The organism is Paracoccus sigandri (assembly GCF_003709565.1).
Taxonomy (GTDB): Bacteria; Pseudomonadota; Alphaproteobacteria; order Rhodobacterales; family Rhodobacteraceae; genus Paracoccus; species Paracoccus siganidrum.
This window is the reverse complement of record NZ_QNRC01000059.1, coordinates 1-10,511: the sequence shown is the minus strand read 5'-3', so window position 1 is coordinate 10,511 and position 10,511 is coordinate 1. Positions and strand designations below refer to the sequence as shown.

Sequence of the window (10,511 nt, the reverse complement as noted above, 5' to 3'; positions counted from 1 at the left end):
GCGCCGGAGCGGGCCGCTCGCTCACGGAAGGTCCCCCCAGCGCCGACGTTCCGAGGCGGGGCCTTTCCGGCGGTGGGGGAGGCGGATCGGTGCGCCGGCGCGTTTTGCCGGAACCATCGGCGACGTCTCCCGTTCCCTTCCTGCGCCCTCTCGCCAAGGAGCCCGACGAATGGCACCGCGTTCCTACTGGAAAGGCTATCTCAAGCTGTCTCTGGTCACCTGCCCGGTTTCGATGATCCCGGCCACCAGCGATGCCGAGAAGGTCCGCTTCCACACGCTGAACGCCCGGACCGGCAACCGCGTCGCCAGCCAATATGTCGATGCCGTCTCGGGCAAGCCGGTGGCCGAGGGTGACGAGGTCAAGGGCTATCAGCGGGGCGAGGACGATTATGTCGTCCTCGAGGACGAGGAAATCGAGGCCGTCGCCCTGGACAGCACCCGCACCATCGACATCGACATGTTCGTGCCGGCCGATTCCATCGGCTGGGTCTGGCTCGACCAGGCGCATTACCTGACCCCCGCCGACAAGATCGGGGCCGAGGCTTTCGCCGTCATCCGCGATGCGATGGCCAGGACGAAGACGGTCGGCATCTCGCGGCTGGTGATGTATCGCCGCGAAAGGGCGGTCATGCTGGAGCCGGATGGCAAGGGGATCACGCTCTGGACCCTGCGCTATGGCGACGAGGTGCGCGACGAGGCCGATTATTTCGGCGACCCGTCCGACGAAAAGCCGCAGGCCCGGCTGATGACGCTGATGCGCAAGCTGATCGATGAACGCACGGTGCGCTGGGATCCTTCGATGGTCGACGACCCGGTGCAGGCGCGGCTTCTGGACATCATCGCGGCCAAGAAGAAAAGCCCGAAACGCCGGGTTCGGGCCAAGGCACCGGAAAAGGCGGCCGAGACCGGCAATGTCATCGACATCATGGACGCGTTGCGCAAGAGCATCCGTTCGGAGCGGAAATGATCACGCCCTCAGCGGCACCTCGGCCGAGCGGAAATCCTGCCACGGATCGCGCTTCTGCGCTGCCAGGCGATCCGGTGCATTCGCCACCGTGAAATGGGTCGGGCCGATCTCGGGGCCCAGTTCCTCCCATCCCAGCGGCATGGACACCGCCGCGCCGGGCCGGGCGCGGGGCGAGTAGGCGGCAACCGCCGTCGCCCCGCGCTGGTTGCGCAGCCAGTCGATCAGGATCCTGCCCCGCCGCTTCGCCTTGGCGATGGTCGAGACATAGCGATCCGGGCTGTCCGCCGCCATGCCGTCGGCGACGGCCCGCGCAAACCGCCTGACCGCCGCCCAGCCCGCCCTGGGCTTCAGCGGCGCGACGACATGCAGCCCCTTGCCGCCCGAGGTCTTGACGAAAGCCGCCAGCCCGGCATCCTCCAGCCGCCGCCGCACCTCTTGCGCGGCTGCGATCACCGCGGCCCAGTCGACGCCCTCGCCGGGATCGAGATCCATGGTGATCATGTCGGGATGCTCCCAGTCGGCCGCTGTCGCGCCCCAGGGATGGATCTCCAGCGCGGCGGATTGCACCAGCCCGATCAGCCCGTCCAGATCCTCGATGGCGATCAGTGGCGCGCCCTTGTCCCTGGGATCGCGGACCGGGACGATATGCCTGTTCATGCCCTTCCAGGCGTGCTTCTGGAAGAAGGTCGGGCCGGTGATGCCGGTGGGACAGCGCAGCAGGGCCAGCGGGCGGCCCACGATATACGGCGCGATCCGGGGCCAGACCGCGGCATGGTAATCGGCCAGGCCCTCCTTGGTGATCCCTTCGTCGGGCCAATAGAGACGGTCGGGATGGCTCAGCGTGACGCGCCGCCGTTGCGGGCGGGGTGTCGCGGTTGCGGTTTCGCGGGCGATCTCGGCGGCGGGCTTGTCCTCGCGCAGACCCCGGAACGAGGCGTGGCGCAGGTTGCCATCGGCGGTCCAGGCCCGGAACTCGACCTCGGCCACCAGTTCCGGGTGGACGTAACGGACCTTGCGTGCCTGCGTGGCGGTCAGCGGCTGCGCGAACGGGCTGTCCTTCCGGCGCAGCTTTTCCAGCCGGGCGAACACGTCCCTGGCCACATCCGCCGAAAACCCGGTGCCGACGCGCCCCACATGTTCCAGCGCCCCGTCCCGATAGACGCCCAGAACCAGCGAGCCGATGGCCTTGTCCGAGACGGTCGAGGGCACGTATCCGCCCAGGACGAATTCCTGCCGGGCCGAGCATTTCGACTTGAGCCAGCTTGTGCCCCGGCCCGAGCGATAGGGCGCATCGGCGCGCTTCGAGACGATCCCCTCCAGCGCCAGACGGCAGGCATGGCGCAGGACCAGCGCGCCGCTTTCCTCGAAATGGCCGCTGTAGCGCAGCGGGCCGGGCGTTGATCCCAGCAGCTTTTCCAGCATCGCCTTGCGCCGGGTCAGCGGCAGGGGGCGCAGGTCGTATCCGTCCTGATGGAGCAGATCGAACAAATAGAACGTGAAACGATCATCGCGCCCGGCGCTCAGGTCGGCCTGAAGCGCCGAGAAGTCAGAGGCGCCGTTGCCCTGCTCGACCACCAGTTCGCCATCCAGCAGCGCGGTCTCGACCGGCAGCTCGCGCAGGGCATCGACCACGGCCGCGCCGAACCTGTCCGTCCAGTCCTGCCCGCTGCGGGTCAGCAGCCGCACATCGCCCCCTTCGAGCCGCGCCTGCAGGCGGTAGCCGTCGAACTTGACCTCGTGCAGCCATCCCTTGCCCGCAGGCGGCGCGGCGCGCAGGCTGGCCAGCGCGGGCGCGACGAAATCCGGCAGCGCGGTCTTCTTGCCGCGCGGTTTCGTGACGGTCTTCCTCGCCTTTCCGGCCTTGCCCTTTCCGGCCTTGCCTTGCGCCAAGTCCTCGACCCCTTGCCCGCTGATGACCGACTCGGGCCGTTCCTCAAGGATATCGGGATCGCCCTTGCTGCGGGCAAACGCATCATCGCCCTTGATCAGCAGCCAGTTCTCGCGCTTCTCGCCGGGCTTGCCGCGCATCCGCACCAGATGCCAGCGGCCCGACAGCTTCTCGCCCGACAGCTCGAATTCCAGATGACCCTTGGCATAGCCGCGTCCGGGATCGGCTACCGGGCCCCATGTGCCGCGATCCCAGACGATCACCGCGCCCGCGCCATATTGTCCCTTGGGGATCAGGCCCTCGAAACCGCCGTAGCTCAGCGGGTGATCCTCGACATGGACGGCAAGGCGCTTGTCGCCGGGGTCCAGACTGGGGCCGCGCGTCACGGCCCAGCTTTTCAGCACGCCATCCATCTCCAGCCGCAGGTCGTAATGCAGCCGCGTCGCCGCATGTTTCTGGATCACGAAGGAATTGCCCTTCTTGCGCGACTTTCGGCCCTTCGGCTCGGACGTGGTGCTGAAATCGCGCTTCTTGCGGTAGGTCTCCAGCGTCGCCATCGTCAGCCCGCCTTGCGCTTGCCGCGGGTCCCGGCGGATTTCGGCTTCGAACCCGCGGTCGCCCGCTTGCGCGGTTTCTTGTCCGCCATCCCCGCGCTTTCACGCAGGGCTTCCATCAGATCGACCACTTTTCCAGGTTTTCGGGCCTTGGGCCGGGCGATCTTGCGCCCCTCCATCTTGGCCCTGACCAGATCGGCCAGCGCGGCGTCATAGCGGTCGTCGAAGTCACCGGGGTCGAATTCGCCCATTTTCGTATCGATGATATGGCGAGCCAGATCCAGCATCTCGCCCTTGATCTTCAGGTCGGGGATATCGTCGAAAACCTCGGCCGACGGGCGGACCTCATGGTCGAAATTCAGCGTCGTCGCGATCAGCCCGGCGCCATGCGCGCGGATCAGCACCGTCCTGAGCCGCCGGAACAGCACGGTCTGCGCCAGCGCGGCCACTTGCCGGGATCGCATCCCTTCGCGGATCAGCACAAAGGCTTCCCTGGCGCTGCGATCGGCGGGGGCAAGGTAATAGGGCTTGTCGAAATAGACGGTGTCGATGTCGCCGCAACCGATGAAGGCCGAGACGGCCAGCAGCTTGTCGCTGTCGGGAACGGCTGCCGCGATCTCGTCGGGCTCCAGCAGCACATATTCCTCGGGGGCGATCTGGTATCCCTTGACCTGATCATCGCGCCCGACGGGCTTGCCGGTGCCGCTGTCCACGAACTGCCGGCGCACCCGATGGCCCGTCTTGCGGTTCAGCGTATGAAAGGCGATGCGCTCCGAGGTCGAGGCGGCGGTATGGAGCGCGACCGCACAGCTGACCTCGCCGATCTTCAGGATCCCTTTCCAGTTCGCCCTGGGTGCCACGCCCATCTCCCTGTTTCCGGCTTCAGGTTGAACGACCCGGCACGCTTATTGTTCCAGCCCGGCAGGGATCGAAGCGGTCGATGCGGTAAGCCCCGCGATCGTCGGTCGCGGGCGGTCCCAGCATGTCGGCCAGCAAGGCGACAGCGGCGGCGCCGTCCAGCGGCTCGTCCGTGGCGCCCGTCCAGTTGACGGCCACGACGGGGCCGACCGAATGGGCCAGCAGCCAGCGGCCCAGATCGCGGATCTCACCGGGGGTCAGGAAATAGAGAACCTCGGACAGCAGGACCAGATCGGGGCGGATGGCCGGCAGATCTTGCGGTGCCGTGCCGTGAATGACCCTTGCCTGCGTGCAGCCGGCCAGCGCCGCCCGAGCCAGCGCGGCGGCTGCCGGGATGCACTCGATCACCGTCAGGTTCCGGCACAGCGGAACCAGCCTGCGCGCCAGCGTGCCGTTGCCGCAGCCGATCTCCAGCGCGTTGTCGAACGGACCGTCGCCGATGGCGGCAAGGGTGGCGTCGTATTTTCCGGCCTCGTAGCTGCTGCTGCGATGATCCCAGGGATCGTCGCTGGCGGCATAGAGCCGGGACAGGTGGTCGAGGACATCCTTACGGGGCAATGACGATCTCCGCATGGCCAAGGAAATGCGCCTGCCGCCAGTCCTCCATGACGAACCCGCCGTCATCGTCGTCGATCAGGGTGCTCATCTGGGTGCGGTGACAGGCCAGTGCCGCCGCCTTGGCTGCCCGCGCGGCGGCGGAAGCGCGGATCATGCGCGCAGGGGCGGTGTGTTTGCCGAAACGACCCCAGATCGGATAGAAGGCCAGCGCGATGTCGGGACGGTGGGCCGCCATATGGCAGGCAAGCCGCGCCACCCGCTCATGGTCGATATGCGGATCGCCGTCCCAGCTGGCCATGACCAATGCATGATCCGGCACCAGCCCCGCGATTTCGCGCGCCGTATCCGCATCCGAGGGCGCCGCGCAATCGCGATGACCCAGCCAGCGGACCCGTGCCTGCGGCGCGAGGATCGCCACAGCGCGGCGCAGTTCCGCCTGCCGTTCCTGCGCCAGTTGCGGCGCAGGCCACTGGCGCGACCTGGGATGCGACCTGCTGCCGTCGGTGACGCAGATCACATGGCATTCGTTGCCCCGTGCGGAAGCGTCGAACAGCAGCGCCCCGCAGCCCAGGGTTTCATCGTCGGGATGGGGCGCCAGAACGACCAGCGGCCGGTTGCCCAGCAATTCACCGACCGCGACCCACGGCGCGCGGGCGAGGGCGTTCAGAAACCCGCTCATCCGATCCACCTTTGCCGCAGGCCGGGATCGGCAAGAATCCGGCCCAGTGATCCCAGCATCAGCCCGTCAGGGTTGGCCTGGCGCAGATAGAGGCTCAGGTCGCGTCGGATGCGATCGGCCGGATGAGTGGTCGCGAAAGAGGCCGCGCCTAGTGCCTGATCCATCACGTCCATCAGCGCCACGGCTTCTTCGGCGGTCTTCAGGCGCGCAAGGATGGCGGTCTCGGCATCGCTGGCCACCGCCTCGGGGCGTTCGACTGCAAGGGCTGCCTGTTCCAGCCATAGCCGGGCGGTTTCGCAGGCCAGGATCATCCGATGCAGCCGCATTGCCTGCAATGGCGCATCCGCCTGTCCGCGTTCCTGCAACTGATCCGCGGCAATCGCCGTCAGCGCCCGCATCGCGCCCAGTTGCACCGCCGCATAGCGCCAGACACCGCCTTGGAAATGCGGCTCGACCAGATAGGCGTCGGGCGGTCCCAGCACGACGGCATCGGACAGTGCCAGCCCGTCGAGATCGCAACGCCCCGAGGCGGTAGCCTTCATCCCCGAGACCTGCCATTCCCCCGGGAACAACCGCCCATGTAGTTGTGCGCGACTGAACAGTAGAAGGCGCAACCCGTCGCCCTCTTTCGCGGTGACGATGATCCGGTCCAGCACATCGGCACCGCTGGCGAACAGTTTCTCACCGCGCAGGATGCCGTCCTCGATCCGCGCCGGATCGCGCCCGTCGGCGCCCCAGATGCCATGAAGCAGACCACGGCTCAGACCATCGACCGGCCCTTGATGCAGCATCAGCAGCTTGGCGGCGTTCACGTGACCCTCGAAGATGCGGCCTGCGGACAGGTTTGCGCGGCCGATGGTCTGCAACGTCTCCAGCAGTTCTAGCGGCTCGGGCGGGTGATGAGCCAACTGCGCGCATGCGCCCAGCACCCCGCTTTCGCGCAGCGCCGAGGCCAGCGCCGGACCGGATGGCCCGTCCTCGCCATCCGGCGGGGCATCGGTGATCAGGCGGGCGGCCAGGCGGGCGGCGCGTGCTGCGGGTTTCATGCCGCCTTGCCCCCCGCCTTCAGAACCCAGCGCGCGAAATCCGGGCGAACCGTTCCGCTGACGAAGCGGTCCAGTTCCGGCAGGCCCTGTTCCAGGTCGGACGCGCGCAGGCGGGTTCCCCATATCCGCGCCCGATCGGGGAAGCCGGCTGGGCGGTCCACCATCGCCCGCATCCACAGCCGTCGCAGCATGTCCCATGGCAGCATCGCCTGATCGGCGAAGGGATCGCCGCCGCACATGCGCTGTCGCAGGCAATCGGCCATGCCTCCCTGGGCCCGTCCGTGCAATCGCGCCGAAACCCGCACGCACATGTCATCGGCATAGCGGACACGAAGCCCATGGGTTTCAGCGCGATGCACCAGGGCGCGATCCTCGCCGGCATCCACCACGGGCAGCCCGCCGATGGCCCGATAGGCATCCGCGCGAATGGCAAGCGAGGCACCGGATTCCATGTAATGCGGCCTCGGCGCTGCCGCTGCTTGCCGTCCTGCCATCTGGTCGAGACAATGACGGATTTCGTGAACCAGCGCGCCATAGGCCCCTTCGACCCGCGTGATCCGCGCGCCAGAGGCAGTCGCCAGAACATGATCCACGCGGGCAATGATAGCGCCGCAGACCAGATCGGCCCCGGCGGCCGTCGCGCGCAGCGCGGCGTTGATCCAGTCGGGATGCGGGATCGCATCGCCATCGGTGGTCATCAGCAGGGCATCATCCCGAACCGCAAGCTCCATCGCGGTGCGACGCGCACGCCCGGCGCTTGCCTGATCGTCGGGAAAGGCGATTTCATGCACCTCCATCCGCAGCGGCGGGCACAAGAAGGCACGGGCGATAGCGCCGGTCCGATCACGACAGTTATTGGCCAGGACCAGGGCCGTGACCGGCAGGGCGCATCGCGAGGCGGCACGCGCCAGGGCGCCCAGCAGGCTGCCGAGCCGTGCGGCCTCGTCCCGGACCGGTATCGCGATCACGACCTGGCCTGGCGGTGGACGGGACTGCCGGTCAAACAGCAGCGCACAGGAACTGTTCATCGAAACCCTCCGCCAGTTTGCATCACAAGAACGACGGCTTCGGATCCTTCGTTCCGCTAACAAACAGCAGCCGCATGACCGATGCACTCGCAGCAAGCCGAGGATGGTTGCGACGAAGCCCGCCGGGATCAACCCGGAGGGACATGTTCGCGCGACCCCGGCGACGACGCTCTGCCATGCAAGACCTGCGTCATTTCGCGAGGGCGGGTCTCATTGTCCCCTATGCCGCATTGCCTCCGGCCCTGACTGACGGACATGGTCTCCGGCCAAGGCATAGCCCGAGGGCTTCATATCGATGAAAATCTCGCTGGTTAGCGGGTGACCCTCCATCACATCGAAAACACCAAGACAGATTGCATGATCACCCGGATCTCCTCTGGCCGGGTTGTCCGGCGGCAAGGTTCGGCGATACCATAGCTTGGATCCGCAAAGCCGACAGCTTACCCGCTCGGCCCGTGCGCTGGATTGCCAGTGGAGCAGGTGCTCCGCGCCCGTTACATGCAACTCCTCCTGACGTACTGTGACCGCGACAAAGACGCCACCGCTCCATTGCTGGCAGGTGCGACAGTGGCATGCACCCGAGCGACTTTCCGCCCAATCTACTCGAAACCGGATCGCACCGCAGGCGCAGCCCCCGGCACGTGGATCCTCCGCGGATGCCGCCGGTGGACCAGTGACCGGCGCCTGCGCTGCATAGTCTGCCGCCGTCAATTGCCGTTGCCTGCCAATGAAGCACAGGCCCGGAGGTCGCCGTTCACAAAAATTCTCATGGTCCAGAACGGCATCACAGGCGTTCACGAACAGTCCCGGAGTCAGCTCGATCAGGCCCGTGCCGTTCCGAGCCCTGAACCACAGCGAACTGCTGCATTCGGCGCAGAAGGCACGCTCTCCGATCTCCGAACTGCGCCAGATGCGTACCGGCCCGCTGACCTTCACATCGGCCGCCCGAGCGCCGATCCCCATACCGCACAAACCCTGCCAACGGCGGCATGGCTCGCACCAGCAAACCGACAATCTGCGCGACAGGCCCTCGGCCTGAAGCCCGATCGCTCCACATGCGCAAGAACCGGTCATGCGAGGCATGCACATCTCGCATCAGCGAACCAAAGACACGGATAGGGGGAGGAATGGACAGGCATCGGCTTTCTCCGGATCGGGTCTCAGGCTTTGGGGGTTACCTCATCATGCCGGAACCGGCAGGAAACAAGATGGCAGCTGAAATGTTCCTGACCAGTGCTGAACAAGGCGGCAGATCGCCGGCGTGTTGTCCAAACGGCTGGCGATGCTTGGGCGCTTTCCTTCCTGCAACGGGACCCCGGAACCCCGGCCGTCGGCCGGGTTCCCCTTGGATTCCGATCTTTGGCGGGAACACCACATGCCGCAAAAGGTTATGTCGGCCGGCCAACCCAAACAGGAGGTATGCATGGCACGGACGGTAGGCGATTTCTTCTGGCAGAGACTGAAGGATTGGGGGGGCAGCCGGGTCTTCGGCTATCCCGGCGATGGTATCAATGGACTGCTGGGTGCGTTGCAGCGCCGCGAGGGAGACATCGAGTTCATACAGGTCAGACATGAGGAAATGGCGGCCTTCATGGCGGCCGCGCATGCCAAGTTCACCGGTGAGCTGGGCGTTTGCCTGGTCACCTCCGGTCCGGGCGCCTCCCATCTGCTGACGGGATTGTATGACGCCAAGCTGGACCACGTGCCGGTGCTGGCGATCTCGGGTCAGCAGGCGCGGACGGCACTGGGCTCCCACTATCAGCAGGAGTTCGACCTTGTCTCGATGTTCAAGGATGCCGCCGCCTTCGTGCAGCAGGCCAGCCTGCCGTCGCAGGTCCGGCACCTGATCGACCGGGCGATACGGACGGCAATCGCCGGCCGGAAGGTCGCCGCCCTGATCTTTCCCAACGATCTTCAGGAGGCAGTCTACGAAGACCCGCCCCGCGCGCACGGCGCGGTTTTTTCAGGGGCGGGATTTTCGTATCCGCGAACACTACCTTGGGCCGAGGACCTGCAGAGCGCTGCGGATGTCAGGCTTCCTAACCAGTAAATGACGGTTGCGGCGAGAGCGATGGCGGAGAGGAATACCTTCGTACAGCGGTCATAGCGGGTTGCCACGCGCCTCCAGTCCTTGAGCCTGCCGAACATGATCTCGATACGATTTCGCCGCTTGTATCGGTGCTTGTCGTATCTGACGGGTGTCTTGCGTTGCTTTCGCCCGGGGATGCATGGGTGTATTCCTTTCTCTTTCAATGCGTCTCGGAACCAGTCGGCGTCATAGCCGCGATCCCCGAGCAGCCATTCGACCTTTGGCAGGCCGCCGAGCAGCGCCCGCGCACCGGTGTAGTCGCTGACCTGCCCAGCGGTGACGAACAGGTCGATCGGTCGCCCTTGGCTGTCGCAGATGGCGTGAAGCTTGGTGTTCATTCCGCCTTTGGTCCGACCGATCAGGCGACCACGCCCCCCTTTTTCGCGGCCATGCTGGTCGGGTGCGGTGTGCTTTCAGATACGTCGCGTCGATCATTACGGTCTTTTTCTCGCCATGACCGGCAGCGAGCCCGGCCATCATCCGCGCGAAGACGCCTTTCTCGCTCCAGCGCCTCCACCGGCTGTAGAGCGTCTTGTGTGGCCCATACTCCTTGGGGGCGTCTCGCCAGCGCAAACCATTGCGATTGATGAAGATAATCCCGCTCAGGACACGCTTGTCATTGACGCGTGGCTTGCCGTGCGACTTCGGGAAGAAAGGTGGTCTGCCCCCTGAAAAGTGGTCCTCCCTGAAGTAGGCTATTTAGCCTTAGAGAGGATTTTGGAATGCCCCAGAAGAAGCACAAGCCCGAAGAGATCGTGGCGAAGCTGCGCCAGGTCGACGTTTT

The 10,511-nt window shown here is 66.1% G+C and carries 9 protein-coding genes and 1 pseudogene; 2 read left to right on the top strand and 8 right to left on the bottom strand.

Translation table 11 applies throughout. The annotated features are described in order from the left end of the window. Window positions 1-169 precede the first annotated feature (169 nt). Entirely contained in the window at window positions 170-967 is a 798-nt protein-coding gene (gene ku, locus C9E82_RS22920; RefSeq protein ID WP_119900776.1) for a non-homologous end joining protein Ku, read from the top strand. Here ku (C9E82_RS22920) and ligD read toward each other — a convergent pair whose 3' ends face one another. From ligD to C9E82_RS25480, 7 genes are all read right to left on the bottom strand, one after another. Further along, complete coding sequence (gene ligD / locus C9E82_RS22915; protein WP_119900777.1) at window positions 968-3,412, bottom strand: DNA ligase D; 2,445 nt, start codon at window positions 3,410-3,412, stop codon at window positions 968-970. Window positions 3,413-3,414: 2 nt separating this feature from the next. Continuing rightward, a complete protein-coding gene (gene ku, locus C9E82_RS22910) occupies window positions 3,415-4,269 on the bottom strand; it encodes a non-homologous end joining protein Ku (RefSeq protein ID WP_119900784.1) in 855 nt (284 codons plus the stop codon). 22 nt (window positions 4,270-4,291) lie between these two features. Next, window positions 4,292-4,885 (bottom strand): SAM-dependent methyltransferase, encoded by a 594-nt coding sequence (locus C9E82_RS22905; protein WP_170162172.1) that lies wholly within the window; start codon window positions 4,883-4,885, stop codon window positions 4,292-4,294. After that, window positions 4,875-5,564: a PIG-L deacetylase family protein gene (locus tag C9E82_RS22900; RefSeq protein WP_119900779.1), complete on the bottom strand. Its 690-nt coding sequence runs from the start codon at window positions 5,562-5,564 to the stop codon at window positions 4,875-4,877. The genes C9E82_RS22905 and C9E82_RS22900 overlap by 11 nt, the downstream gene beginning before the upstream one ends. Continuing rightward, window positions 5,561-6,610, bottom strand: coding sequence for an acyl-CoA dehydrogenase family protein (locus C9E82_RS22895; RefSeq protein WP_170162173.1), 1,050 nt, complete (start codon window positions 6,608-6,610; stop codon window positions 5,561-5,563). The genes C9E82_RS22900 and C9E82_RS22895 overlap by 4 nt, the downstream gene beginning before the upstream one ends. Then, window positions 6,607-7,770: a glycosyltransferase family 2 protein gene (locus C9E82_RS22890; protein ID WP_147393146.1), complete on the bottom strand. Its 1,164-nt coding sequence runs from the start codon at window positions 7,768-7,770 to the stop codon at window positions 6,607-6,609. Before C9E82_RS22890 ends, C9E82_RS22895 begins: the two co-directional genes overlap by 4 nt. A gap of 78 nt (window positions 7,771-7,848) precedes the next feature. Beyond that, entirely contained in the window at window positions 7,849-8,712 is an 864-nt protein-coding gene (locus C9E82_RS25480; RefSeq protein WP_183154140.1) for a GFA family protein, read from the bottom strand. 208 nt (window positions 8,713-8,920) lie between these two features. On the opposite strand from C9E82_RS25480, the gene C9E82_RS22880 reads away from it, so the two are divergent. After that, on the top strand, window positions 8,921-9,688 hold the full coding sequence (locus C9E82_RS22880; RefSeq protein ID WP_342354328.1) for a thiamine pyrophosphate-binding protein: 768 nt from the start codon (window positions 8,921-8,923) through the stop codon (window positions 9,686-9,688). On the opposite strand, the pseudogene C9E82_RS22875 reads toward C9E82_RS22880, so the two are convergent. Next, window positions 9,679-10,426, bottom strand: a pseudogene (locus tag C9E82_RS22875) (IS5 family transposase); the annotation flags it as partial. The gene C9E82_RS22880 and the pseudogene C9E82_RS22875 sit on opposite strands and share 10 nt — an antisense overlap. Window positions 10,427-10,511 lie beyond the last annotated feature (85 nt).

What these genes read in the sequence shown, in the direction of transcription:
- ku (WP_119900776.1), top strand. Translation starts at nt 170, where the DNA reads ATGGCACCGCGTTCCTACTGGAAAGGCTATCTCAAGCTGTCTCTGGTC.
- ligD (WP_119900777.1), bottom strand. Translation starts at nt 3,412, where the DNA reads ATGGCGACGCTGGAGACCTACCGCAAGAAGCGCGATTTCAGCACCACG.
- C9E82_RS22900 (WP_119900779.1), bottom strand. Translation starts at nt 5,564, where the DNA reads ATGAGCGGGTTTCTGAACGCCCTCGCCCGCGCGCCGTGGGTCGCGGTC.
- C9E82_RS22895 (WP_170162173.1), bottom strand. Translation starts at nt 6,610, where the DNA reads ATGAAACCCGCAGCACGCGCCGCCCGCCTGGCCGCCCGCCTGATCACC.
- C9E82_RS25480 (WP_183154140.1), bottom strand. Translation starts at nt 8,712, where the DNA reads ATGACCGGTTCTTGCGCATGTGGAGCGATCGGGCTTCAGGCCGAGGGC.
- C9E82_RS22880 (WP_342354328.1), top strand. Translation starts at nt 8,921, where the DNA reads ATGCTTGGGCGCTTTCCTTCCTGCAACGGGACCCCGGAACCCCGGCCG.